Source organism: Mycolicibacterium sp. ND9-15, assembly GCF_035918395.1.
Taxonomy (GTDB): Bacteria; Actinomycetota; Actinomycetes; order Mycobacteriales; family Mycobacteriaceae; genus Mycobacterium.
This window is the reverse complement of record NZ_CP142362.1, coordinates 3,739,078-3,764,403: the sequence shown is the minus strand read 5'-3', so window position 1 is coordinate 3,764,403 and position 25,326 is coordinate 3,739,078. Positions and strand designations below refer to the sequence as shown.

Annotated in this window: 23 protein-coding genes and 1 pseudogene; 3 read left to right on the top strand and 21 right to left on the bottom strand. The window is 66.3% G+C overall.

The features are described 5' to 3' along the window. The first annotated feature begins 8 nt into the window (after positions 1-8). Positions 9-1,274, top strand: a complete 1,266-nt coding sequence (gene tet(V) / locus QGN32_RS17920; protein WP_326545651.1) for a tetracycline efflux MFS transporter Tet(V) — start codon at positions 9-11, stop codon at positions 1,272-1,274. Position 1,275: 1 nt separating this feature from the next. On the opposite strand, the gene QGN32_RS17915 is transcribed toward tet(V), so the two are convergent. The 3 genes from QGN32_RS17915 to QGN32_RS17905 are packed head-to-tail and all read right to left on the bottom strand — an operon-like array spanning position 1,276 to position 3,703. Beyond that, on the bottom strand, positions 1,276-1,998 hold the full coding sequence (locus QGN32_RS17915) for a CPBP family intramembrane glutamic endopeptidase (RefSeq protein WP_326545650.1): 723 nt from the start codon (positions 1,996-1,998) through the stop codon (positions 1,276-1,278). After that, complete coding sequence (locus tag QGN32_RS17910; protein WP_326545649.1) at positions 1,995-3,143, bottom strand: NAD(P)H-binding protein; 1,149 nt, start codon at positions 3,141-3,143, stop codon at positions 1,995-1,997. The genes QGN32_RS17915 and QGN32_RS17910 overlap by 4 nt, the downstream gene beginning before the upstream one ends. Positions 3,144-3,178: 35 nt before the next feature. Continuing rightward, positions 3,179-3,703: a gamma carbonic anhydrase family protein gene (locus QGN32_RS17905; protein WP_326545648.1), complete on the bottom strand. Its 525-nt coding sequence runs from the start codon at positions 3,701-3,703 to the stop codon at positions 3,179-3,181. Positions 3,704-3,872: 169 nt separating this feature from the next. On the opposite strand from QGN32_RS17905, the gene QGN32_RS17900 reads away from it, so the two are divergent. Beyond that, positions 3,873-4,604 (top strand): fasciclin domain-containing protein, encoded by a 732-nt coding sequence (locus QGN32_RS17900; RefSeq protein WP_326545647.1) that lies wholly within the window; start codon positions 3,873-3,875, stop codon positions 4,602-4,604. A gap of 96 nt (positions 4,605-4,700) precedes the next feature. On the opposite strand, the gene QGN32_RS17895 is transcribed toward QGN32_RS17900, so the two are convergent. Genes QGN32_RS17895 through QGN32_RS17885 form a run of 3 tightly spaced genes read right to left on the bottom strand, consistent with a single transcriptional unit; the run spans position 4,701 to position 7,785 of the window. Then, a complete protein-coding gene (locus QGN32_RS17895; protein WP_326545646.1) occupies positions 4,701-5,843 on the bottom strand; it encodes an acyl-CoA dehydrogenase family protein in 1,143 nt (380 codons plus the stop codon). Positions 5,844-5,845: 2 nt separating this feature from the next. After that, a complete protein-coding gene (locus QGN32_RS17890; protein WP_326545645.1) occupies positions 5,846-6,643 on the bottom strand; it encodes a crotonase/enoyl-CoA hydratase family protein in 798 nt (265 codons plus the stop codon). Then, a complete protein-coding gene (locus QGN32_RS17885; protein WP_326545644.1) occupies positions 6,640-7,785 on the bottom strand; it encodes a thiolase family protein in 1,146 nt (381 codons plus the stop codon). Before QGN32_RS17885 ends, QGN32_RS17890 begins: the two co-directional genes overlap by 4 nt. Before the next feature lie 280 nt (positions 7,786-8,065). Here QGN32_RS17885 and QGN32_RS17880 point away from each other — a divergent pair, with 280 nt between their 5' ends. Next, the gene (locus tag QGN32_RS17880; protein WP_326545643.1) at positions 8,066-8,857 is read left to right on the top strand and encodes a FadR/GntR family transcriptional regulator; all 792 of its coding nucleotides are present in this window, start codon (positions 8,066-8,068) and stop codon (positions 8,855-8,857) included. Here QGN32_RS17880 and QGN32_RS17875 read toward each other — a convergent pair. The 15 genes and pseudogenes from QGN32_RS17875 to QGN32_RS17805 all read right to left on the bottom strand — a co-directional run. Beyond that, positions 8,854-10,596 carry a DUF3556 domain-containing protein gene (locus QGN32_RS17875; protein WP_326545642.1) on the bottom strand — a complete coding sequence of 581 codons (1,743 nt, stop codon included), beginning with the start codon at positions 10,594-10,596 and terminating at the stop codon, positions 8,854-8,856. The genes QGN32_RS17880 and QGN32_RS17875 overlap by 4 nt on opposite strands. 63 nt (positions 10,597-10,659) lie before the next feature. After that, on the bottom strand, positions 10,660-11,193 hold the full coding sequence (locus QGN32_RS17870) for a DoxX family protein (protein ID WP_326545641.1): 534 nt from the start codon (positions 11,191-11,193) through the stop codon (positions 10,660-10,662). 525 nt (positions 11,194-11,718) lie between these two features. After that, a complete protein-coding gene (locus QGN32_RS17865; protein ID WP_326545640.1) occupies positions 11,719-12,975 on the bottom strand; it encodes a DUF1298 domain-containing protein in 1,257 nt (418 codons plus the stop codon). A 5-nt stretch (positions 12,976-12,980) separates the two neighbouring features. Next, positions 12,981-13,886 (bottom strand): alpha/beta fold hydrolase, encoded by a 906-nt coding sequence (locus tag QGN32_RS17860; protein ID WP_326545639.1) that lies wholly within the window; start codon positions 13,884-13,886, stop codon positions 12,981-12,983. A gap of 8 nt (positions 13,887-13,894) precedes the next feature. Further along, positions 13,895-14,650, bottom strand: coding sequence for a hypothetical protein (locus QGN32_RS17855; protein WP_326545638.1), 756 nt, complete (start codon positions 14,648-14,650; stop codon positions 13,895-13,897). Beyond that, a complete protein-coding gene (locus QGN32_RS17850; RefSeq protein ID WP_326545637.1) occupies positions 14,647-15,348 on the bottom strand; it encodes an Rv1363c family protein in 702 nt (233 codons plus the stop codon). Before QGN32_RS17850 ends, QGN32_RS17855 begins: the two co-directional genes overlap by 4 nt. Positions 15,349-15,454: 106 nt before the next feature. Then, on the bottom strand, positions 15,455-16,954 hold the full coding sequence (locus tag QGN32_RS17845; protein ID WP_326545636.1) for an MCE family protein: 1,500 nt from the start codon (positions 16,952-16,954) through the stop codon (positions 15,455-15,457). A gap of 1 nt (position 16,955) precedes the next feature. Further along, on the bottom strand, positions 16,956-18,074 hold the full coding sequence (locus QGN32_RS17840) for a virulence factor Mce family protein (protein ID WP_326545635.1): 1,119 nt from the start codon (positions 18,072-18,074) through the stop codon (positions 16,956-16,958). Positions 18,075-18,106: 32 nt separating this feature from the next. Further along, complete coding sequence (locus QGN32_RS17835; protein WP_326545634.1) at positions 18,107-19,432, bottom strand: virulence factor Mce family protein; 1,326 nt, start codon at positions 19,430-19,432, stop codon at positions 18,107-18,109. After that, the gene (locus tag QGN32_RS17830; protein ID WP_326545633.1) at positions 19,429-20,781 is read right to left on the bottom strand and encodes a virulence factor Mce family protein; all 1,353 of its coding nucleotides are present in this window, start codon (positions 20,779-20,781) and stop codon (positions 19,429-19,431) included. The genes QGN32_RS17835 and QGN32_RS17830 overlap by 4 nt, the downstream gene beginning before the upstream one ends. Then, positions 20,778-21,809: a virulence factor Mce family protein gene (locus tag QGN32_RS17825; protein ID WP_326549129.1), complete on the bottom strand. Its 1,032-nt coding sequence runs from the start codon at positions 21,807-21,809 to the stop codon at positions 20,778-20,780. Before QGN32_RS17825 ends, QGN32_RS17830 begins: the two co-directional genes overlap by 4 nt. A 43-nt stretch (positions 21,810-21,852) precedes the next feature. Further along, on the bottom strand, positions 21,853-23,313 hold the full coding sequence (locus tag QGN32_RS17820) for an MCE family protein (RefSeq protein WP_326549128.1): 1,461 nt from the start codon (positions 23,311-23,313) through the stop codon (positions 21,853-21,855). Positions 23,314-23,315: 2 nt separating this feature from the next. Continuing rightward, a complete protein-coding gene (locus QGN32_RS17815; RefSeq protein WP_326545632.1) occupies positions 23,316-24,170 on the bottom strand; it encodes an ABC transporter permease in 855 nt (284 codons plus the stop codon). Next, positions 24,167-24,934, bottom strand: a complete 768-nt coding sequence (locus QGN32_RS17810) for an MlaE family ABC transporter permease (protein ID WP_326549127.1) — start codon at positions 24,932-24,934, stop codon at positions 24,167-24,169. Before QGN32_RS17810 ends, QGN32_RS17815 begins: the two co-directional genes overlap by 4 nt. A gap of 96 nt (positions 24,935-25,030) precedes the next feature. After that, a pseudogene (locus QGN32_RS17805) lies at positions 25,031-25,315 on the bottom strand (hypothetical protein); the annotation flags it as partial. Between the last annotated feature and the right edge of the window lie 11 nt (positions 25,316-25,326).

Sequence of the window (25,326 nt, the reverse complement as noted above, 5' to 3'; positions counted from 1 at the left end):
ATCTTTGAGTGAGTACGCAGTTCGAGACCCAACGACCGGCCCGGTGGCGCGTGCTCGCACCCTTCCAGTTCCGCGAGTACCGGCTGCTGATCACGGCGGTCACGCTGTCGATCTTCGCCGACGGCATGTTCGCTGTGGTATTGGCGATGCAGGTCATCGCAATCGACAACGATCCCGTGTCGCTGTCGATCGTGACGACGTGCTTCGGCGCCGCCCTTGTCACGTTCGTTCTGGTCGGCGGGATCGCCGCCGACCGGTTCCGCCAACGCTCGATCATCATCGCGGTCGAGATGGTCAACGTGCTCGCCTCGACGACGATCGCTGTGCTGGGACTGCTTGGCGCTCTGCAGATTTGGCACCTGGCGGTGGGCGCGGCAGCCGTGGGGGCCGCGGCGGCATTCTTCTTCCCTGCCTACAGCGCGATCCTGCCGCGGATCCTGCCGCCGGAGCAGTTGCTCGCGGCCAACGGCGTCGAGGGCGTGGTGCGTCCGGTGTTTCAGCGCGCGGTCGGTCCGGCCGTCGCGGGCGTGGTCGTCGGCGCGACGTTCCCGGCGCTCGGCGCAGTGGCGGTGGCCGCGTTGTTCGCCATCGGCCTGGCATTGCTCGTCGCTACCAGAGGGCCACTGAAACCGCATGCAGCGCAGGTACGTTCACATGCCCTACGCGATCTTCGCGATGGCTTCATGTTCATGCTCGCAACGCCATGGCTGTTGTGGACGGTGCTGTTCGCGAGCATCTTCGTCCTGGTGGTGCTCGGACCGATCGAGGTGTTGCTACCGTTCATCGCCAAGGACCGATTCGCCGACGGAGCCCGGATGTACGGGTTCATCCTGGCGTTCTTCGGGGTGGGCAGCGCACTCGGGGCGCTGACGGTGTCGTCGCGCCTGATGCCGCGCCGCTACCTGTCGGTGATGATGGCGATGTGGAGCCTCGGCGCCATCCCGCTGATCGTGTTCGGCTTCACCACATCGTTCGCCGTGATGGCCGTCGCGACGTTCGTCGTCGGGTTCACAGACGGCGCAGGCATGGTCATCTGGGGCACGCTGTTGCAGCGTCGGGTGCCGACGGCGATGCTGGGCCGCGTGTCGAGCCTGGACTTCTTCGTCTCGTTGGCGTTCCTGCCGGTGTCGTTCGCCATCGTCGGTCCGCTGTCGAAAGTCGTTTCGGTGCAGACGATCTTCCTTGTCGCGGGCGTCCTCCCGGCGCTATTGGCGGCGGTTGCGGTGTCGGCCGCCGGGATGCGCCGTGACGAGGTGGCCCACCCGCTGTGGTGAGCTATACGCCGAAGATCGACGGCAGGGCGAGCACCATGATCAGACCCCAGAAAAAGTGGGTCAGCATCGGTGCCAGGATGCCGCCGGTCACCCGGCGTTCGAATGCGCAGATCGTGCCCAGGATTATCGCCGCGAAGCCGAGCATCGGGTTGCCTGTGGTGGCCGCCGTCGCGATGACGTAGAAGGTCGTCGAAATCAGTATCGGTCTCGCTGCGCCCAAGGCGGTGTAGAGGGCTCCGCGGAAGAACATCTCCTCGGCCAGACCATTGATCACGGTGATGAACACCACCAGCGCCAGCGGACCGTAGTCGGCGTATTCCAGTACGCGCGTGATGTATTCGCGCACACCGGGGATCTCTCGCGCGATCAGGCCACCGACGACGAATACCGCGCCCAGCGTCAAACCCACTACGGTGCCGGTGATCACGGGCCGCTGGTTGCGGCCGCGGAATCGGATGCAGCCCAGGTGCAGGGGACCCGATGCGAACGCGCCCAGCGCCCACACCCCGGCAAGTGCCAGCGTCAGCCAATAGAACGACGAGTCGCCCGGCGTCCTGGTCAGCGAATACCCAAGCAGCGCAGCGCCGATGACGAGCACCACGGCGACGACGATGCGCCGACGCCGTATCACACTCGGCGGCTCGTTATGCGGTACCGGACACGCCCCGAGGATCTCCCCGGCTTCGGCGAGCCAACCCCGGAGCGCCTGCGTGGATTCCGTCATGCCGGACTCGCCTTCGGTACCAGGTTGAGCAGGGTGTCCAATCCGGTGCGCACGACCCCGGCGACCGGGCCGGGCACCCCGCCGATGAGGCCGAGGGCGGGGCGGACGATTCCCGGCGTGACCGCACCGGCGACCTGCTGCAGGCGCAACGTGTCCCCGCCGGCCCACTCGGGGTCGGTGTCGGCGAGGTGGTGCGCGTCGGTGAGGTCGTCGACGGGTCTGCGCCGTCGACTCGCCAGCGCTCGCGTGATCGCCTCCTCGACGCCGATCAGCCCGCCGGGCGGATCCGGCACGAATTCCCGCAATCGGACGTCGGACGCCATCATCGGGTGGTCCAGCGACCGCACCAGATCTGCCGCCAGCCCGGCGGGCACCGGAAGCACCGCCGAAGTCATCCACGACACCAGGCCGGTGTCGATGCCGTTGACCGGCAGTTCGGCACGCCACTTTCCTGCGATCCGCGCATAGGTCCGGAGCAGGTCGCCGTACGACGTGGTCTCCGGGCCGGTGATGTCGTATGCGCCCGCGGGCACGCGTTCGCTGTCCGCGGCGGCGACAAGGTAGTGCAGCACATCGCAGATCGAGATCGGGTCGATCGGGTTCGCCGACCACGACGGCATCGGGATGACCACGAACCGGTCACCCACGTAACGCAGCATCTCGAACGACGTGGACCCGGCTCCGATGATGATGGCCGCGCCCAACCACACCACGTCTGCGCCACCGTCGACATGCAAAGCGTCGGCGACTTCGGCGCGGCTGGCCAGGTGCTCGGACAGGTCGTCGCCGTCGGGCACGAACCCGCCCAGATACACGATCCGTCGCACACCGGCGTCCTTGGCGGCCCTCGCCACGTTGGCCGCCGCCCGGTTGTCCGCTTCCCGGAAATCCGGTTGCCCGATGGCGTGCACCAGGTAATACACGACGTCGATCGGACCGGTGTCGGCAAACGCCGACCGCACCGAGGCCTCGTCGTGGGCGTCCAACGCGACCGCGGTGACGCGATCCTGCCAACCGAAATCGCCCAGTTGGTCGGGGTTTCGGCTGGTGGCGACAACGTCGTTGCCCTCTGCGAGCAGGGCGGTGATGAGCCGAGAGCCGACGTAACCGGTCGCGCCGGTCACCAGAGTGCGAGCACGTTTCACGGTAGGGGCTGTACCCGGATCGGACCCGGAAGAATCTACGTGGTCGCGCCGCGGTGCAGATCGATGAGGTGCTGGTACACGTGTGCGTTGTATCGACTGTGGTTGACCTCGGCGTCGCTGAGGTCGCGGCGCACCTTACCCGGCACCCCGGCGAGCAATGTCCGCGGCGGCACGACGAAGCCCTGCGGCACCACCGCACCCGCGGCGATCAGCGAGCCCTCACCTATCGTCGCGCCGTTGAGGATGACCGCACCCATGCCGATGAGCGCCCCGTCCTCGACCGTGCAGCCGTGCAGAACGGCGTTGTGCCCGACGCTGACCTCCGCGCCGATGCTGACCGGAAACTCCGGATCCACGTGGATGGTCACGCCATCCTGGATGTTGGTGCCGAAACCGATCTCGATGGGTTCGGCCTCGGCCCGCAGCGTCGCGCCATACCAGACGCTGGCCCGGGCGGCGAGCGTCACTTGGCCGATCAGGCTCGCGTTGGGGGCCGCCCAGGCTTCGGCGTGCAGGGCCGGGGCGCGACCCCGTATCGGAACGATGAGCGGCTCAGGCATGCGCGTCATCGTAAGCACCGCCTATTCGCCGTTCTGCGGCATCATGTGGGCAGATTCGCAATGCGCAGGTCAGAGCCCTGCAGAGACCGTTTCACGAGGTGACGACTTTGGCGCTGGCGTAGCACTGCCTTTAACATGCCAGGCGACCTGTCTAGCTGAGGAGCCGTAAGTGAAGACTCGCACCAGCAAAGCCCTGGGTGCCACCGCCGGGATCGCCGCCATCGCTTTTTCGGTGCCGCTGGCCGTCACCGCATACGCCGATCCGGCCGTGCCTGCACAGCCGGCCGAGCCGACCTCGACCGCGGAGGTCGAGATCCCGAATCCCGAGGGATCAGGCTGCGACGCGTTCAAGGAAGCCGTGCCCAACTGGAAGTCACTGAACAACCTGCCCGTCGGCCAGGCGCTGCAGGCCATTCCGGACGCAAGCACCTTCTACTCCGCGATCTCGGGTGGGTTCAACCCCGTGGTCAACGTGGTGCCGGTCCTGGAGAACGGCCCGTACGTGGTGTTCGCCCCGACCAACGAGGCGTTCGCCGCGCTGCCGCCGACTCAATTGGACGCGCTGAAGGCCAATCCGGCGGCGCTGACGGACTTCGACTACTACCACGTGTTCCTCGGCACCCTCGGCCCCAAGGACCTCAAGGGGCAGCGGCCCACCCAGCAGGGCGCGGAGATCAAGGTGACCGGTGAGAACTCCGACATCGAAGTCAACGACACCGCCAAGGTCGTCTGCGGTGGTATCCAGGCTGCCAACGCCCGGATCTACTTGATCGACGCGGTGCTCGACCCGGCCAGCCCGCCGAGCGCGGTGACGCCGTCGGGCACGTCGACGACCGAAACGACGCCCGAGACGACCACGACGACAACCGCCGCGACGACGACGGAGCCGACGCCGGCCTGATCCGTTCGCCCAAACCGACGTTTTGGCGGAAAAGTGCGACTGGAATCCGCCGAAACGTCGGCCTCGAGGAGCTAGACGCCACGCCGGCCGAGCCGGCTAGACGCCTAAGTCGCGGCCGATGATCTCCTTCATGATCTCGGTGGTCCCACCGAAGATCGTCTGGATGCGTCCGTCGACGTAGGCGCGGGCCACGCGGTACTCCAGCATGTAGCCGTACCCGCCGTGCAATTGCACGCACTGGTCGACGACCTTCTTGGCGACCTCGGTGGCCCACCACTTGGCCTTGGCCGCCTCGACCGCGGTCAGCTCATCGTCGACGACCGCCCGCAGGCAGCGGTCGATGTAGTTCTCGGTGACCTCCAGCTCGGTCTCCATCTCGGCGAGCAGGAAGCGGTTGTGCTGGAAGCTGCCGATCGGCTGCCCGAATGCCTTGCGGTCCTTGGCGTATTGCAGCGTCTCGTCGAAGACCGCCCGGGCGCCGGCGATGGCCGAGATCGCGATCGACAACCGCTCCGAGGGCAGGTTGGTCATCAGGTGGTAGAAGCCGCGACCCTCCTTGCCGAGCACGTTGGCGTTGGGCACGCGTACGTTCTCGAAATGCAGCTCGGAGGTGTCCTGCGAGTGCAGCCCCATCTTGTCGAGCTTGCGGCCGCGGGAGAAGCCTTCCATGTCGCGCTCGACGACCAGCAGCGTGAAACCCTTGTGACCGGCCTCCGGGTCGGTGCGGGCCACCACCACGACGAGGTCGCAATTGATGCCCGACGAGATGAACGTCTTGGAGCCGTTGACGATCCAGTCGTCGCCGTCGCGCACCGCGGACGTCCGGATACCGGCGAGGTCGCTGCCCGCGCCGGGCTCGGTCATCGCCACCGCGATGATGGTCTCGCCGCTGGCGATGCCGGGAAGCCACCGCTTTTTCTGCTCGTCGTTGGTCAGGTCCTTGAAGTACGGGCCGACGACGTCGTTGTGCAGGCTCAGCGCCGGGCCGTGCGCACCCGATCGCGCCATCTCCTCGTCGATGATCGCGTTGAACCGGAAGTCATCGGAGCCGCCGCCGCCGTACTCCTCGGGCATGTTGAATCCGATCAAGCCGTACTTGCCCGCCGCGGTGTAGGCCGACCGGTCGACGATGCGCTCGGTCTCCCACTTCTCCTGGTTGGGGACGAGTTCGCGCTCGATGTATTCGCGGACGGTGTCGCGGAACGCCTCGTGTTCGGCGTCGTAGATCGTTCTCTTCACTGCTACTTGGCCTTCCAAACAGGCTGGCGCTTCTCGGCGAATGCCAGCGGTCCTTCCTTGGCGTCCTCGGAACGGATCACCGTACCGATCTCGCGCATGGTCCGTGCCCAACCGTCCTCGTCGCCGGTGATGACGCCGTCGTCGACACCCATCGCGACCCGCTTGCTCGCCCACACGGCCAGCGGCGCATTGCATGTGATCCGCTCGGCGAGTGCGAGCGCCGCATCGACCGCGGTGCCGTCTGGGACGACCTGGTTGACCAAGCCCCATTTCAGAGCGTCGGCCGACGACATCGGCTCACCGGTGAACAACAGTTCCATCGCGACCTTGCGGGGCAGATGGTCGACGATGCGGAACACCCCGCCCGCTGCGGCGATGAGCCCCCGCTTGACTTCTGGCAGGCCGAATTTCGCGCGCTCCTCGGCGACGACGAGGTCGCTGGCGAGCGCAAGCTCGGTGCCGCCGCCCAGCGCGGTGCCGTTGACCGCGGCGATGGTCGGCTTGTCGATGTAGTGCTGCACGTAGCCCGCGAAGCCCCACTCGGCATGCTCCCGATGGAACAAGCTCTCCCGCCGCGAGATCGCCTTGAGATCTGCACCGGCGCAGAAGGATTCACCCGAGCCGGTGATGACGACCGCACGGACCTCGGGATCGTTCTGCGCCTCGTGCAGGGCGTCGCCGACCGCGGTGCTGACCGCGCTATTGACGGCGTTGCGCGCCTCAGGCCGGTTGATCGTGATCACCATGACGTTCCCCTGCCGCTCAGTAAGAGCGGCGGGGGCTTGGACGTCTGCGGTCACAACAGCTCGAGGATGGTGGCGTTGGCCTGGCCGCCGCCCTCGCACATCGTCTGCAGGCCGTACTTAATTCCGTTGTCGCGCATGTGGTAGAGCAGCGTGGTCATGATGCGCGCACCCGAACCGCCGAGCGGGTGGCCCAGCGCGATCGCACCGCCGTTCGGGTTGAGCTTCTTGTCGTCGGCGCCGATGTCCTTCAGCCACGCCATCGGCACCGGGGCGAACGCCTCGTTGACCTCGAACGCGCCGATATCGTCAACGGACAGACCGGAGCGCTTGAGCGCCTTCTGGGTCGCCGGGATCGGGGCCGTCAGCATGATCACCGGATCGGCGCCGGCGAGCACCGCGGTGTGCACGCGGGCGAGCGGTTTGAGGCCCAGTTCTTTTGCTTTCTCCTCCGACATGAACAGCAGCGCCGCCGAGCCGTCGGAGATCTGCGACGAGTTGCCGGCGTGGATCACACCGTCCTCCCGGAAGGCAGGCTTGAGCTGGCCCATCTTCTCCAAGGTCGTGCCGCGGCGGATGCCCTCGTCCTTGAGGACGGTATTACCCTGGTCGTCTTTGATGCCCACAATCTGGTCGTCGAACGCACCCGCATCCTGTGCAGCAGCAGCCTTTTCGTGCGAGTCGAGCGAGAACTGGTCGAGATCGGCGCGGCTGAAGCCCCACTGCTCGGCGATCATCTCGGCACCGATGCCCTGGTTCGGCGTCTGCCTGTAGCGGTTCTTGAATCCCGCCGAATACGGGTTGCCGCCGCTGGCCAGCGAGGCGCCCATCGGGGTGCGCGACATGGACTCGACACCGCCGGCGACGACGACGTCGTAGTGGCCGGCCACCACGCCGGCGGCGGCGAAGTGCACCGACTGCTGGCTCGAACCGCACTGGCGGTCGACGGTGACGCCGGGCACGGTCTCCGGCCATCCGGCGGTCAGCAGCGCCGTGCGGCCGATGTCGAGCGCCTGCTCGCCGGCCTGCATGACGCAGCCCCAGATGACGTCGTCGACGAGCGCCGGATCGACGCCGGCCCGCTCGACCAGGCCGTTGAGCACCTGCGCGGACAGTTCGGCCGGGTGAACACCCGACAGTCCGCCGTTACGCTTGCCGACGGGCGATCGTACTGCCTCGACGATGACGGCTTCAGCCATGACACTTCTCCTTCGAAGTTCGATGATTCACCCACGCGGGGTCCACCCCCGAACGTAAACGAACAAGGTTTACTAGGTCAACCTACTGGTTGGTAGGCAGGGTCAGTCCAGTTTCCAGGCCATCGCGATATGACCTTCGAAGCGCAGTTCGGTCGCTCTGCGTAGATACCGACCGGCGATGTCACGATAAGCCTCGACGCTGCCCCGGGCCCGAATGCCCACATGGTTTACTGAGTTGCACAGCTGGCTGACCGGCCAGCCGAATGTCTTGGGAGTGGGAGTGGCTCGAAGTACACCGCTGGCGCCGATGATCGGCCCGGACGGCGTCGGCGCCGGAACGGCGGTCCGGTCGCCGAAGACGGCCGAACTCGTTGCGGGCACGCTGCGCAGGATGGTGGTCGATGGCCAACTCAAGGACGGCGATTTCCTGCCCAACGAGGCCGAGCTGATGGCGCACTTCGGGGTGAGTCGGCCGACCCTGCGCGAGGCGGTGCGGGTGCTGGAGTCCGAGCGCCTCGTCGAGGTCCGCCGCGGCTCGCGCACCGGCGCCCGCGTTCGGGTGCCCGGCCCCGAGATAGTCGCCCGCCCCGCCGGCCTGCTGCTCGAGTTGTCCGGCGCGACCATCGCCGACCTGATGACGGCGCGAGCAGGCATCGAGCCGATGGCGGTGCGGCTGCTCGCCGAGTCCGGCTCCGCCGAAGCCTTCGACGAGCTCGACAAGCTACTCGAAGAGCACGTGCCGTCCGGATGGCAGAACGACACGCTCGCCGAGACCACGGGCGACTTCCATCTGCGCGTCGTCGAGTTGTCGGGCAACGCGACGCTGTCCATCATCGCCGGGATGCTGCACGAGATCACGGTGCGACACAACGCCTTCCTGTTCAAGGAGCGACGCCCGGTGTCGAAGTCCGACTACGACAAGTTGATGCGGTCGTACCGGAAGTTGATGCAGCTGTTGCGGTCTGGTGACGGCGCGGCCGCCGAAGCCCACTGGCGCAAACACCTCGACACCGCGCGCGATCTTCTGCTGCAGGGCCTCGAGGACGTCAAGGTCCGCGACGTGATGGGCTAGGGCGCGTCGGCGCTGTCCTTCTGCCACGTCACCTGCACGGGCACCGTGTCATCCCACGGCTGGCGCGTCACCATGTCGGCGACCCGGATGTAGCCGCGCTCGAACTCGCCTGTGGCAGCGTCGACCAACCGGTACTGCTGGGTCTGGCGGTGGATCGGTTGCCCGTCGATCAGCACGACGATGACTTCGCCCGGTTCGAAGTGGCAGCGCTTCTGCAGCGCCGCGATGAGCTGTTCGTTGTGCATGTGGCCGTCGCCGAAGTTCCAGCCGATCGCGGTGCTGCAGATGCGCTCTCCGTCGGTCAGCACGTAGTCGTCCTCGTTGTGGCCGGCCATTGCGCGGTGTGCGAGGGTGAACATCGCCCGACCGTGAGAGTTGAACGCGCGGAACGCATATCCCATGTAGAGATACATCTGGGCGGTTTCCGGGCTGCCGTAGTACCGCTCCATCTGCGCCTGCGGCATACTCGCGATCGAGACGACGTTCTCTTCGATCTTCGCCGCGCCCGACGGTTTCACGCACCAGAGCCCGGTGTCCCAGTTGCCGGCGTAGTACCGCATGCCCGGCAGGAAGGACACCTTGCGCGGGAGCAGGTTTCCCATCACCACGGTGCCCGCGACAACCGCGAACAACACGATCGGCCATGGGCTCTGCAGGTCGCCGAGGCCTATGCCGGCGTGCCCGACGAACAGCGCCAGGACGGAGAACATCATGAAGACGTTCCACTCCAGCGGCACGCCCATCGGAATCGACGACAGGATGCCGAAGTGGAACACCAGCATCACGAACGCGGCGATGTACGTCGGCCAGCCGCCGCCCGAGAAGAACAGCACCAGCGGAACAAGGCCTTCGATCGCCGTGCTGAAATGCGCCAGCCACCGCGACCCCCGGCCGGGCCGCAGATCGTCTGGAAAGCGTTCGAAGAACTTGCGTTTGATCCACCGCGGGCGGAACACCGGGTTGTTGCTCATCATCGTGGAGATGACGAACGGGAAGTGCTTGTTGAGCTTCGACGTTGCGGCGCCGAGCCAGATCACCAGGCACACCAGTTTCGCCGCGATGATGATGTCGGGCCCCGCGAACAGGAAGCAGACCGCCAGCGAGGCGTAGACCTCGCCGCGGGCGGCCAAAAAGATCACCTTGTCGCGCAAGCCGAGCACGGCGAGGACACCGAGGATCGCCCAGATCTGCCACACCGGCAGCACCCCGACCGTCGTGCCCAGTTCGGGTATCGGGCCGGTGCCGTCGGAGAACAACGCCACGACGAGCAGCACCAGAAGCGCGCCGTACAGCAGCACGTCGAACGGCGTGCGAGTGTCCCCCTTGGTCAGCGGGATGCGGGTCGGCCACGGTGGTAGCCGGATCGTGTTGGGCCGCAACCAGTAAAGGATCGAGCCCATCGGCGGGAAGAAGCGGTTGTTGAGCGGTCCGAAGCCGCAGCCAAGGCCGATGACCTCGAACAGCATCGTGTACAGCACGACCTTCTCGAACACGATCGGCTCGTCGTACCAGGAGGCGACGTCGGTGAACCCGTCGATGCCGGTGGTGGTCAGCACGACCAGCCAGGCGCCCAGGATGTAGAGCAGGATCTTGACGACGTAGAACAGGTGCAGAACGACCGGCGTCCCGAACCCGACTTCGGCCCAGTGCCGGGCCATCGGCACGATCTTTTCCGCGCGGGTGCCCTTGCTCCATTCCTCGAAGTCGACGACGGGCGCGTCCTGCTTCAAAAACCCCATGGCATCAAAGACTAGAACGTGTTCTAGCTGCGTGAGATGCGGTTCGTGTTCTCGATCGAGCGCTCAGGCGTCGGCCTTGGCAGGCGGCCGGTAGAAGATCGCCAACTGTCCGATGCCGCCGAGCAGGCCGAGACCCAGCGCGATCGCCAGACCCCACCAACCGTGCAGCAGGTCGGCCAACCCGGTGTCACTGAACAGGACGTAGTCGAGGCTGTACTTGCCCGCGCCGATGGTCGCGATCGCGACGGCCGTCGTCGCAAGGATCAGGTTGTACTCCCAGCCCTCCTTGACGATGAAGAAGCCGTTCGCCCGGTGCACGGTCCATGCCGCGACGAGCATCAACGCCACGAAGCCCGCTGCCGGAATCGGCGTGAGCAGGCCTGCTGCCAGACCGATACCGGCGGCCATCTCTGTCGTAGCAGCCACCCGGGCGTGGAAGGTCCCCGGCTTCATGCCGATGCTCTCGAACCACCCCGCGGTGCCCGGGATACCCCCGCCGCCGAAGAACTTGTTATAGCCGTGCGCGGCCATGGTCACGCCCAGCACCACTCGCAGGAACAGCAACCCGAAATCCAACGCTGAGTCGTAGGCAGTCATGCGACAAAATCTAGGCCATGTGTTAAGCCGCTGCCCAGCCCCCCTATGCAGTAACCGACTTCGGCTGCCTCATGCCAAGATGCGCGCGTAGGGGTCTTGGTCGGGCAATGTGAGCGTGCCCAGATGATCAGGAGTCAACGCTGCCAGTTGGTTCGAACGTAGTCACTCCCGTGATCACGCTTGACGGTGACCTTGGTGACGTTGCCGCCGATGTCATACCATCGGTCCCCCTGGTTCCCGGCGCTCCACACCGGCGTCCCGCTGCGGTCGAACATCGCGATTGAGTACCTGTCGCTGGGTATACACGCCGCGGGGCGCGAAAATGCACAGTATGGCTTTGTTGCCCACACGCGCAGCCTGACAGCGCCAAGGGTTTTTCGGTCGGGATCTTGCGGCACAGCCCTGGGCAACTCCGCGTCGATGGCTCGGGCGCGGTTTTCGGCGCGGGTGTGGTGCCGGACCGCCTTCGGACGAACGCCGCCACAACGCAGCCTACGTCGCCGAACGCAACAAACCCCCAGCCTTCTAGAGGGTCAGTGTTGCATCCAATCTTTCGACATACGAGTCGATTTCGCCGATTGCTGATTCGGCAGCGTGCACACTGACGGCGATGGTGTCGCCGATGCCGTGCACACCATGCGTCAGGCCCATCATCGGAGAGAGGGCGGGGAATCCGGCGGTCAGTACGACGGGTGTGTCTCCGAAGCGCAAATCGGCGGGACCGCGGTTCACGCTCGAAACGACGGTGTTGCCGGTGACCGTCGGCGAGCGCACTGTCGGATCGAAATTAGCTACTTCCCAACGCAATAACGGCTCGGGCACTGCAGCAGAGGCGCGGCCCGCGGCAACCATTGCTGGATGTGCTGCACGACGTTGGCGTTCCTCCAGCTCCGCTGCAATATGCGATGCACGCTCCGCGAACGGCTTGTCCGGATAGAGCCCGACACCGACGTTGCCGAAGTGGTTGTGTGCCCGTCGCGCACCGGTTTTGGCCATCGGCACCTCGGCGCCGAGCAGCGACGGGTCCTCCCCCACCTCGCGCAGATGACCCGCCAGCGCCGTCGACACCACCGCGAGCACCCCGACCGTCACTGTCGGGCCCGGCACCTGCGACCGCTGCCTGACCAGGGTCCGAACGCTACGCAAGCCGTCCGGCCGAGTATTGCTCCGCAGCACCGGACGCAGCCTGGCGGGCGGCGGAACCAATCCGGCCTCGGTATCGCACACGAGCCGGCGGTGGGCCCGCGCGGCTCGGTAACCGCGCCACGGCAGTGTGAGGCCCTGAAACGGGCGCGGCACCGGGACGGCGTGCACCGGCGTCGTCCGTCCGAACAGCCACGCCGCCAACGCCGATGAACGAATCCCATCTCCCAGCGCGTGCGCCATCTGCACCACCGCGACCGTGCCCTGCCCCGCACGGGGGATCGCCTCGACGGCGGGGAAGATGTGAATCCGCCACGACATCATCTGCGGGTCGAGTTGGTCGGCGTCCAAGCCCGCCACTGCGGCCAGGCATTCCGGCCAACTGCAACCCGCGGCGTGCATGACGAACTGGTTCGGCGACACATCCGCGGTCACCCACCGCGGATAGGTCAGCGCACCACGATCGCCCAACCGCAGCCGCAACTCCCCGCACCCGCGCGCCCGGTCAGCGATGCGCGCGAGGGCCGCGGGAAGATCGGCGACGGCCCCCGCGAAGCCGTAGACCAGAAACTGGTCACTGGGGATCTTCGCCGACATCCAATACGTCTGCGCATCCACCGCCGCCAGCCGACGCAACATGCCCTTCAGGCTGCCGCGCCGATGAAGTCGACGATGTGTCCGGCCACTGCCTGCGGCTGCTCCAATTGCAGGAAGTGCCCGGCCCGTTCGACCGTCGCCACTTTGCCGCCCTCGGGCAGTACCCGCTGCACCCATCGCGCGTAATCCGCTGAGGCGCAACCATCCTCGGTGCCGTGCAGGTACAGCGTCGGCAGCTTCGGTGCCGACAGCCAATGCCGATGAAGTTCGGCGTACCGCGCGGGCGGCTCGCTGTTGCGCACGGCGGCCCGGTAGTAACCCAGCGCGGCGCGCCAGTGCTCCGGCGCACCGATCGAGTCGGCCACGTGAGCGACGTCCTCTGCGGCGTCGTAGCCCGGCGACCATTGCCGCCATAATCTGGGGACCACCCACGACGCGGATCGTTGCGGAAGTCCCGGCAACTGGAAATACATGACGTACCAACTGCGCAGCAGCTGACGAGGCAACTGCGCGGCAAGCCGGCCCGCATCCGGTGTCCTGCCCAACGGCCGAAACGCTGCGGCGAGTGGCACCGACATGATCACGGCCTTCGAGAAAGGACTCTCGGGCATCGCAGCGAGTCCGGCACCGGCGATCGCGCCCCAGTCATGCCCGATGAGCACATCGCGGCCCGTCGGCCCGGCCGCATCGAGCACCCGCAGTGCATCGTCCATCAGCGCCCCGACGTGATAACTGCCGTCCGATGCGATCGACGACGGTGCATAGCCCCGCATGAACGGTGCGACCACCCGCCATCCGGCGTCGGCCAACAGCGGTGCCACCTTGCGCCATCCGTGCGCGGTGTCGGGAAAGCCGTGCAAACATAACGCAATCGGCGCACCGACGGCTCCCCAGCTAAGGGCGCACAGCCGCACGCCCGGGGCATCGACGTCGATGAGCTCCGGTTCGGCCACTACGGCCCCTATACCGGGTCGAACGCGGAGATGAGCCAGCGGCCGTCGATCTTCTCCAACGTCACGCGCACACTCGAGGCGGTGTCCGTCGGGGTGTCCTGGCCGACGACCACCGTCTGGTTGACGAACACCAGGACCACGGCCTCGTTGGGATCGGCCGACACCGAGGCCGCCGCAGGCACCGACGCCACTGCGGAGATCTGCTTCTGTTTCGCGCCGGGGATCACCACGTCGTTGATCAGGCCCGTGTAGGACTCCCGGAACTCGCCGGTCAGCAACCCACGGGCATCGTTGAGTTGTTGTTCGACGGTGTCCGGCTTGTAGGACAGCATCGCGACGGTGCTGTCCTTAGCGACCTGTACCGACTCCGTACGGGCGATCTCGGCGTCGCGCACCGAGTTGTCGACCCACTTCAGGTAGCCCGCCCCCGCCCCCAGCAGCAGTGCGATTGCGGGCAGCACCCCGAAGGCGAAGACACGCGCCCAGTTGATGCGCGGCTTGGCCGCGACGGGTTCCGCGACGTCGGATGGCGCCTCTGCGGCCTCGGACTCCTCCGCCGGCTCGGACACCTCCGCCGCATCTGACGTCTCCGCCGACTCGGGCGCGTCGCCTCCCGACACGTCACCGGCTGCCGTCGGCTCGGCCGACGACTCGGTCGGCTCGACCGTTTCGGATGCCTGCGCCGTGTCCGTCTCGACGGACTCGTTCTCCCCGGACACGTCGCCGTCCTTGCCCCGCCTGGGCAGTCTGTGTCTGCTACTCACGGTACGAACTCCACATTCGAGATCTTGGCCTCATCCTCGCCGGTCTTCTCCACCGTGATCCTCATTCGCCAGGCGCGCGGCTGCTGCTCCGGCGCCCCCGCATTGGTGGTGTTGACGGTCACCGCAACCAGGACGGTCGCGTCGGTATCGGTGCACGACTCGATCCCGGCCTCGGCGATCGTGCCCTCGGACTTGGACTGCGCCTGCTTGACCACCTCGATGAACGGTTGGGACCGCGCCTGGAAGTCGTCGTAGAACGTGCCCGTCGACGAATCCAGGACACGTTGCACATCCTGCTCGGCGTGCTCATGGCTGATCGTCGTCAGGTTCAGCGCGCCTTGACGTCCGACCTGCAGGAACAGGTTGCGCAGATCCTCGGCCTGACGGGACTCGTACGCCCGGTAGCCGAGCCACCCGGCCAACCCGGCGAGCACCACCACGAGCACGAGGCCCGCGATGGTCGCCAGCTTCACATGCGACATCGGCGGCTTGGCCGGGGCGGGTTCCGCGGCATCGTCGGCTGCTTCGACGTCAGCAGCTTCGACGTCGTAATCTTCGACGTCGTAATCTTCGACGTCGCCGGCATCTTCCGTCGTGTCAGCAGACGGCGTGGTGGACTCGCCACCTTCCGCCGGGGCGTCGACGTCAGGCGTCGATGCGCTTACGTCCTCGTCGCCGGGAGTGGTCTCGTCTGCCATCAACGTTCCTCTACGGCCCGCGGGCCAAGTCGGGTTTCGGTACAGGTCGGCTACAACCTACGCGTCCGACACGATAGCGTCGGAACCTGGTCACTAACTTGGGGCCTCAGCCCCCCGGCGGGACGAGCATCGACTGCCACGGCCGCTCCCCCGACGCACCATCGGCCAGGTTGGACTGGGTGTACACCTTCCCGTCCGGACCGACGTAGGACCCCGAGGCCGGATCGTATTCGGCGGCCGCGACGGGCAGCGGCGGCGTACCCGGGGGAGGAGGCGTTATCGCAACCGGGATGTCCGGCGGGACATGGGGGATCGGCTGCCCCGACAGGGTGGCGTTCGGATCGCCCTTCCAGTTGTAGCCGTCGTTGAGCGGCACGTACTGCTCGTCGCTCTCACACTGCTGCCACGTCGGGGCGCGCTTGCCGGGCACCGTGATGCAGGGCAGGTTGCGGGCGCCGCGGACGTTGAACGGCGCGTCCTGCGGCGTCCGACAGTACATATCGCCCTTCGGCCGGTCCGGATAGTCCTCGAAGGTCGGCACGCGCATCTGCTGGGCCGGCAGGAACCCGGTGGTGCACGGCGGCGGCAGGTTCTGCGGTGGCAGCGGCAGCGGGGCCGGGAGGGCAGGCAGGATCGCGTTGAGGTTGAAGACTAGGGAATCGCCCATGTAGTCCTGCTTGGTGTTGCGCTTGTGCACGCCAACGGCCTGCGTGACGGCGGTGCCCTGGGGCAACAACACCAGCAGCTGCTCGAGGCTCGGCTGATAGGCGACCGCCACTTCTCCGATGCTGACGAGGTTGGCCAGCACGATCGGCAAGGTGGGCTGCAGCCGTTCGAACAGCGCACGCGCCTCGTCCGCCGCCCCCGGGGCCTTCTCGAGGATTCCCGCCACTGCCGGGTCCTGACTCTGCAACTGACCGCTGATGTTTGCCAGATTCGCCGCCCACGCCTGAATCGAGCCCGCGGTATCGGTCTGGGTGTCCAGCACCGGCTTCGACTCGTCGATCAACGTGATCAGCGGGTCGAGGTTCTTCCGGGCGTCAATGGCCAACGTGCTGCTCCCGGTGACCAGCCGGCGCAGTTCGGCCCCGAGCCCGCCGACCGCGACATAGGCCTCGTCGACGACGGTCTTCAGGTTCTCTTGCGGTATCGCCTGCAGACCGCGAGCCGTATCGTTCAGGACCGCGTTGATATCCGTCGGAACGCTGGCCCGACTCAACGGGATCACATCGCCGTTCCGCAACTCCGGACCTTCGCCGCTGCGCGGAAGCAACTGGACGAACTGCTCGCCGACGGTGGACACGCTGTGTACCTCGGCCTCGAGGTCGGCGGGAATGCTGATGTCGGAGTTCAGCGACAGCACCGCCTTGACTCCGGTGTCGGTGAGCTCGACGCTCTTCACCTCTCCGACCTGTACACCGCGGTAGGTGACGTTGCCCCTCGGATACAGCCCGCCCGTCTCGGGCAACTCGAGGGTCACACGGTACTGGCCGATGCCGAGGAGGTCCGGCAATCGCATGTACCCGAAAACCATGATCGCGAGCGCGGTGGCCGCGATGACGGAGAAGATCGCGATCTGAATGAGGATCCGGCGGGTCATTCGCATGTTATGGCCCCTGGTCCCAGCGATACGGGGCGACCAACGGGTTGCCCTGCGTGCCCCCGCCACCGATGAGGCACGGGTTGGGGAACTGGCCGATGGTGCGTCCCCACTGCAGCTCCAACCAGGTCAGGTTGCACTCGAACCGCGTTCCGGTGAAGAACCCGGAATCGATCCGGCTCAACGTCAGGTCGAGGACCAACGTCAGGTTCGCGTAGTCGCCCCGCATCCAATTGAGCAGCGTCTCCTTGGGGAACGGGAAGGTGGGCAGGAAGCTCAGCGCGCGGGTCAGCGCGGGGCCGGCGTCGGCCAGTTCCTCCAGCACCACGCCGAGGTCCTTGAGCTCTTGCACCAGCGCTTCCTTGGTCTGGTTGACCGAGTCGGCGGCCAACGCGCTGAACCTGCCCAGCTGGGTCAGCGCCTCGGCCAGGTTCTGCCGCTGATCCCGCAGCACGGCCAAGGCATCGGGGATGGTCCGTAATGCCTTGTCCACCACCGGCTTCTGCTCGGCGAACTGTCCGATCAGATTGTTCAGACTCTCCGTCGCGTCGATGATGTCTTGCTTCTGGTCGTCGAGGTGGCCGATCGCGATGTCGAGCTGCTCGATCAGGCTTCGCAGGTCGTCTTCGCGGCCGGTGAACGCGACGCTCAACGCCTCGGTGATGTCGTAGATGTTGCCGATCCCGCCGCCGTTGAGCAGCAATGCAACAGAGGCCAGCGCCTGCTCGGTACTCGGATACGCACTCGACGACGCCAACGGGATCAGCGAGCCTTCCTTCAGCTTGCCCTGCGGCGGCTCGTCGGTCGGCGGCCCCAGCTCGATGTGTAGGGAACCCAGCAGGCTCGTCAGGCCGAGCTTGGCGGTCGCATTCGCCGGCAGCTCGACGTCACCGTTGAGCTTCATCGTCACCAGTGCATGCCAGTCCTGACGCTGGATCTTCGTCACGTGGCCGACGTTCACATCGCCGACCCTGACCCGGGAGTTCGGCTCGATGTTGTCCACGTCGGGCATCTGCGCCTGAATGGTGAACGCGCCCGGCCCCGTCCCCTCGACACCCGGCAGCGGAATCGAGTTCAGGCCACGCCACCCTGCACAGCCCGACAGCAGTCCAGCCGACACGACCATGACGGTCACTGTGCGAAAGAGCTTGCGCCGCATCACGGTCCCACCCCCTGCGGCACCATCAGCCCGTGCAGCCCGTCGGCCGGGTTCGGCGTGACCGGCGCCTCGGCAGGCAACGGCGGACCCGCGGCAGGCGCGGGCTGCGCCATCGGGGACGGCGGTGGTGGAGCTTGTGGCGGAACAGGTTGCGGCGGTATGTAATCCGGTCGCAGCCAGTCCTCGCTGTAGGTCAACTCGTTCGGTCGGGTCGTCGCACCGGAGAAGACGTTCTGCATGATGGGCAGGAAGTTGTACTGGCGGTTCTTGAGGATCGGCGCCATGTACTGCACGCACAGCTTCGCGGACTGCTCGGCGCCCAACCGCGACGCCGCCTGAATTGCGCCGCACAGGAACGAGATCGGATTGGCGAAGTTGTTGAGCATCGGCAAGCTGCTCACCGCCCCCTGAGCGGGCTGCCAGATGTTCACGTAGTTCTGCAATGTGTTGGGCGTGACGTGCAGGAACTGCTTGACGTCGGCGAGGCTGTCGGTCAGCGCCTGGGTCACCCCCGCCAGCTTGTCCGAAGTGGTGCCGAGCGATTCGCGGTTGTCGGCCACGAAGGCCTGGACCTCTCCGACGGTGTTGTTGAGGTCGCGGACCGCGTCGGCGACTTCGTCGGGGTCGTTGGCCAGTAGGCCCGTCACGGTGGCCAGGTTCTGGTTGAGCTGGCGCATGACGTCGGTGCTGTCCTGCAGAGCCGACACCAGGATCGCCAGATTCTTCAGGCTGGAGAAGATGTCGGTGCTTCGATCCCCCAGCGCAGTGATGGCTTGGGACAGTTTGATCACCGTGTCGCGGATGTTGGCACCTTCGCCCCGCAGGTTGTCGGCGGTGGTGTTGATGACCGAGCCGAGCGGGCTCACGCCGCCCGGCTCTGTCGGTTGCAGCGTCTCGGTCAGCTTCTCCAACTGTTGGCGGACCTGATCCCACTCCACCGGGACGGCGGTGCGCTCCTGCGGAATGACCGCGTCGTCTTTCATCGCGGCGCCCCCGGTGTAGGCCGGGGTGAGCTGGATGCTGCGCGCGGTCACCAGCGTCGGCGACAGGATCGCGGCCTTCGCGTCGGCCGGGACCTTGTACTTGCTGTCGTACCAGAACGAGATCTTGACCCGCTCGGGCTGCGGCTCGATGGACTCGATCTTGCCCACGGCCACACCGATGATCCGCACGTCGTCGCCGGGGTAGATGCCGTTGGCGTTCTCGAAGTACGCGACGACGTGCGTGCGGTTGATCCCTTCGACGTTGCGCAACAGGACGATCGCGCCCCCGGCCAGTATGACGACCAGGGCCACGGCCAACAGGTTGCGGGCGGCGCGCGTCATCGTCCGGCCTCCGCGGGTGCGAGATGGTCCACGCCGCCGGGAGCGGGTACCGCGACCGGAGACGGCGTCGGGTCCGGGGTCGACTGCATACCGGCCAGCGACTCGGCGGGCGGTCCGGGCGGCGGCCCGCCGGGCGGCGGCGCCGGCAGCGGCTCGCGGTACGGGTAGCAACCGGGACCGGGTAGCGGCAAGCCGGGCAGCCCGCACGCCCGGTCCTCAGGGTTACCGGTGATCGCGTCGGGAACGGTCAGACGCGGCTCGCCGCCCTGGCCCGTGCGCGGGAAGGGCACCGGCAAGGCCGGTGTCCCCGGCTGGCCGACCTGCGGGTCGGTAAGCTCCGAGGGCAACCGCACGTTGGGATCGAGGCCGAGGTCGGAGAAGGCGGCGTCGACGAAGGGCTGGATGAACTGACCCGGCAGCAGGTTGGCGACGTAGTTCTTGAAGAAGGGACCGCCCGACACCGATTCGCCCAGCGACATCGCGTAGTCGGTGAGCAACTCGAGCGATTTCTGCAAGCGCGCCTTGCGGTTGTCGACGATCGTCAGCACGCCGTTGAGCTTGTCCAGGGCGGGCCGCAGGGTTTCGCGGTTCTCGCCGATGAAACCCCGCAACTGTTGGCTGAGCGACGAGATGTTGCCGGAGACCGCATCGAGGGCGGCGCTCTGGTTCTGCAGCTCGGCCAGCAGCGCATTGGTGTCGTGGACCAGTCTCACGATCTGGTCGCTGCGCTCGGCCAGTACCGTGGTCGCCTTGTTTGCGTTGCCCAGCAGATTTCGGAGCTGCTCGTCGCGTTCGTTCAACGTATCGGAGAACCGCGCCACGCCCTCGATCGCGATCTTCAACTGCGGTGGTGTTTCGGAGAATGTCGCCGCCAGCACGCGCAGGGAATCCGACAACTGGTCGGTGTTCAGGCCGCTGATCGTCGTCGCCAACTCGCCCAGAGCATCCGGCAGTTCGTATGGCGGTGTCGTGCGATCGAGGGGGATGGTGCCCTCCTGTTGCCCTTCGCCGCGGGAGGTTACCTCGAGAATCTTTGTGCCCAGTATGCCCTCGGTCTTGATCGCCGCCTCGCTCCGGTCGCCGATCCGGATGTCCCTGGCGATGGTGAACTTCACCAGCGCGCGCGACCCGTCCAATTCGATGGACTTGACCTTGCCCACCTCGAACCCCGAAACATGCACGGCCTTACCGGTTTCCAGCCCGCCCACCTCGGCGAAGTAGGCCGAGTACTCCTTGCCTTGAAAGAACGGCAGTCGCTCGTAATTCAGCGAGAACAGCACGATGCCGATCGTCAACGCCAAACCGATGGCGCCGATGACGAACTGATTCCGCTCGGAGAAAGACCTCACCTCGGCGCGCACCTCCCGGTGGACTGGCCGGCGACTTTCACATACACCGGCTGACCGCCCTTGCCGTTGAGCTTGAGCACGATGTCGCAGAGGTAGAAGTTGAAGAAGTCGCCGTAAAGACCTTGCCGCGCGAGCGCTTGATGGGCGTCCGGCAGGGTGTTCAGCAGGTTGTCGAAGTACTCATGGTCGGCCACGACGATTCCCGCGGCACGGTCCGTCTCCCGGATCGCCTTGCTGAACGGCGGCCGAGCCTCGGACAAGAGGTCCGCGACGGTCGCGGCCGCTTCGTTGGTGTAGGCCAGCCCGTTGCTGATGTCCTCTCTGCGCTCCTGAAGCGTCCCCACCAGTTCACTGAGGGCGTCGACTGCCTTGGCGAACTGGTCGCTCTGATCGCCGAGCGATCCCAGCACCGTGTTGAGGCTGATGATGGTCTCCCCGATCAGGCGATCACGGTCGGCCAGCGTGGTCGTCAGCGCCGCGGTCTGGGCCAAAAACGAGTTGATCGTCGCGCCCTGACCCTGCAAGGCCGAAATCAGTTGACTCGACAACGCGTTGACCTGGTCGGGATCCAGCGCCCGGAACAGCGGCCGGAAACCACCGATCAGGGCGTCGAGGTCGAGCGCGGGCGACGTGCGGGCCAACGGGATCGTGCCCCCGGGCTCGAGCTTCTTGACCCCGCCGGGACCCTCCTCCAGAGCCAGGTAGCGGCCGCCGATGAGGTCGTCGTAACGAATGACGGCCCTGCTGCCCTCGGTGAGCACCACCGACTCCTCCGCGCTGAACTTGACCCGCGCCGTGGTGTCGGGCTGGATCGCGACCTTGTCGACCTTGCCGACCTCCACGCCGGCGATGCGGACGAAGTCGCCGTTCTCCAGCCCGGTGACGTTGGTGAACTCGGCCACGTAGCTGTTGGTGGCTTCCCCGAAACGCATCTGCCCGAAGACCGCGAACAACCCGAACACGCCGAGAAGGCACACAGACAAGAACACGGCAAGACGCCAAGCGTCGTGTCGGACCTTGGCTCTCATGCCTGCCATGTCGGATTACCTTTCATGGTCTTGTCGCCGGCGCTCATCCGAACGGCGGGCCCGGCCGCGCCGGGGTGGGCAGGGGTGTCGGACGTAGGGGCGTGGGCTGCATCTGCGCGGGCGAATGGACGATGAACGGCTCCGAACCCGGCCTCGGGCCCGGGTCCCGCGGCGCCATCGGCGGCGGTGCGGCCGGCAGACCCGGCCACAGCGGGGTTCCGTCGTCGGCGTACAGGTCCGCACCGTAAGCCGGTGCGCCGGGGTACGGGATCGGACCGATCGCAGGCCCACCGAAGAGGTTGCGCACGCTCGGCGGCTCTGGCACGGCGCGCGTGACCGGCAGGTAGTTGGCATACCCCGGGAAGCCGATACCGGGGTTCGGGCGCCAGTCGATTCCGGTGCCGAACCCGGTGTTCGTGACGAGATTGCGCACCGGCCAGTTCTTCGCGACATCGGGCAGCGAGCCGCAGCTCGGTTTACCTCCCGGGCCGCCCTTGGCCCCGATGATCGGCAAGTGGTCGGGGTAGCGGTACGAGTCGTCGCCGAGCGCCAGGCCCACGTCGAGCACCAGCGTCCGGCCGTTGCCGCCCGGTGCGTCATAACCGCCGGTGTCCAACAGCGTCTTTGCACCCGTCAGCAGGCAGGTGTACTCCGGGCTGTACTTGTAGAGCAGGTTCGTCGTCGGCTCCAGCAGATTGATGGCCTTGATGAGGTTGGCTTGATTCGGCGCGAGCAGGCTGATGCCGCTGTTGGAGAATCCGATGGTGGCCAGCAGCAAGGCGTCCAGTTGGCCGGCGCGGGCAGCGACTGTGGTGCTGGTCGTGCTCAGCGCGTCGAGCGTGGTCACGATGTCCTGGGCGGCAGCGCTGTAAGTGTCGTTGAAGTCCCTGAGCGCGCGTAAGTCTTCGGTCACGGTCTCGTAGCGCGGGTTCAGTTCCAGCAGAACCTGATTCGCGTCGGTGGTGGCCTGGCCGATCCGCTCGCCCTGGCCTCGGACGCCCTCGGCCAGCGCGTACAACGTGCTGTTGAGCTTGGCGGGGTCGACGTTTTCGAGGACGTCGACCACGTTCTGGAACACCGTGTTGGCCTCGACGGTGACATTGCGCGACTCGATCACCTGACCGGGCGCCAGTCGCTGCGAGCTGGGATCGTCGGGATAGATCAGGTCGACGAACTTGGCGCCGAACACCGTGGTCGCCCGGATCTGCCCCTCGACGTTGGCCGGGATGAACTCGAGCTTGTCCTTGTCGATCTCCAGCTTCAGCGCGACGGGTTGACTGCCGCCCTGTATGTCGGCGACCCGTCCCACCTGCACTCCGCGCAGCTTGACCTTGGCGTTCTTCTCCATCACCAGGCCTGACCGGTCGGAGGTCAACGTGACCGTCTCGGTCTGTCTCAAGGTGCCGAAAAACAACATATACGTCAGCACGAGAGCAACCGCGATGAGCACGACCAGGATCAACGTGTACCACGCGGGGTGCAGGCCTTCGTCTCTTGCCTCCATCGTCACCCGGCCAGGTTGAAGTTGCCGGATTGGCCGTACACCGCAAGCGAGAGCATGACCAGGACGAATGCCGAGACGATCAGCGACGTGCGCACCGCGCGGCCGACGGCCTCCCCCACCCCCGCCGGGCCGCCTCGTGCGGTGAACCCGTAGTAGGTGTGGACCAGCATGATCACCACCGACAGGGCTATGCACTGGCCGAACGACCACATCAGGTCGGTGGGGTTCAGGAAAGTTCGGAAGTAGTGGTCGTAGACGCCCGTCGACTGACCGTAGAGAACGGTGGTGCCGAAGCGCGCCGCCCAGAACGCCATCAGCACGCCCACGCAGTACAGCGGGATCACCACGAGGAAGCCCGCGATCACCCGGGTGGACGCGAGGAACGCGATGCTGCGAATGCCCATCACCTCGAGCGCGTCGATCTCCTCGTTGATCCGCATGGCGCCGAGTTGCGCGGTGGCTCCGGCGCCGATGGTCGCGGACAGGGCGATCGCGGTGGTGGCCGGTGCGATCAGGCGGACGTTGAAGTAGGCCGACACGAATCCCGTAAAGGCCTCCACGCCGATTTCGGAGAAGTCGCTGTACCCCTGAACCGCCACCAGAGCGCCCGTGGTCACCGTCAGGAAGCCCACGATCGCGACCGTGCCGCCGATGATGATCAGCGCTCCCGCCCCGAGCCCCATCTGAGCGATGATCCGAACCAGCTCGACCCGGTAATGGATCAAGACGTAATGCATGTTGCGCAGGGTGCGGCCATAGAACTTGGTTTGTGTGCCGATGTGGTTCCAGGGTTCGGCCACGCTGCGGAACCGGCTTTTCAGCCAGGGGAACTGGGAATGCGGCCGCGAAACCGTCATAACGTTATCTTGATCGCTACGGCCGTTGCGACGATGTTGATCGCGAACAGCGCCATGAAGGTGAACACCACGGTCTCGTTCACCGCGTTACCGACACCGGCCGGACCGCCACGCACGGAAATCCCTTTGTAGCAAGCGATCAGGCCCGCCGAAAGCCCGAACAACGCGGCCTTCACCAACGCGATCACCACATCGGCGGCCCCGATGATCAGGGTGAGGCCGGCCGCGAAGGCACCCGGCGAGACGTTCTGAATGTAGACGACGAAGAAGTACGCGCCGGACAGGCCGACGAGAATCACGGTGGCGGACAGTGCCAGCGACACTACGGTGGCGGCCAGCACCCGGGGAACCACTAGGGCCTGAATGGGATTGACGCCCATCACCCGCAGCGCGTCCAGCTCCTCTCGAATGGTTCGCGCACCCAGATCGGCGCACATGGCGGTGGCGCCGGCCCCGGCGACCACCAAAACGGTGACGATCGGCCCGATCTGCCGCACCGTGCCGAGGGCAGCCCCGGTACCGGAGAAGTCTGCGGCGCCGATCTCGCTCAGCAGGATGGTTTCGATGAAGGTCAGCAACACCGTGTAAGGAATGGTCAACAACAGCGTCGGCATGATCGACACGCGCGCGACGAACCAGGCCTGAGCGATGAACTCGCGCCACGCCCAGGGCGGTCTGAACATCTGCACGAAAGTGTCGAGCGCCATCGAATAGAAGCCGCCGAAGGCGGCCACGGGCTTGGTAAATGCAGTGGAAGCGACCATCAACCGGGCCTCGTCCTGATGCACTGACCTGCCATAGGTCGCCAAACCTTTCCTCGACACCGACAACCCGCGCCCGTGACTGGCTGTGGCGCAAGGTTACACACCGGCGGACGTCGGGGAACCGTATATCGAGAATTTACGGTTGGGCAACAGCACACGTCGAGCGGACGCGTTTTCCCACCCTAGGGCACGCGACTGACTGTCGCGCACGGCTTCTTCGAGTTCGGCGATGACGATCCTGTGCACTCCGAGCATCGCCTTGGTTGCAGCGGCGGCACGGGCGGGATCCGGATCGTCGAGCGGTTCGTAAAGCCGGTCGGGCACGATCTGCCGGCTCGGTCCGAAGCGGGCGGTCAGCCAACGGCACTGCGATTCCAGGCCCCTGCCGTTGC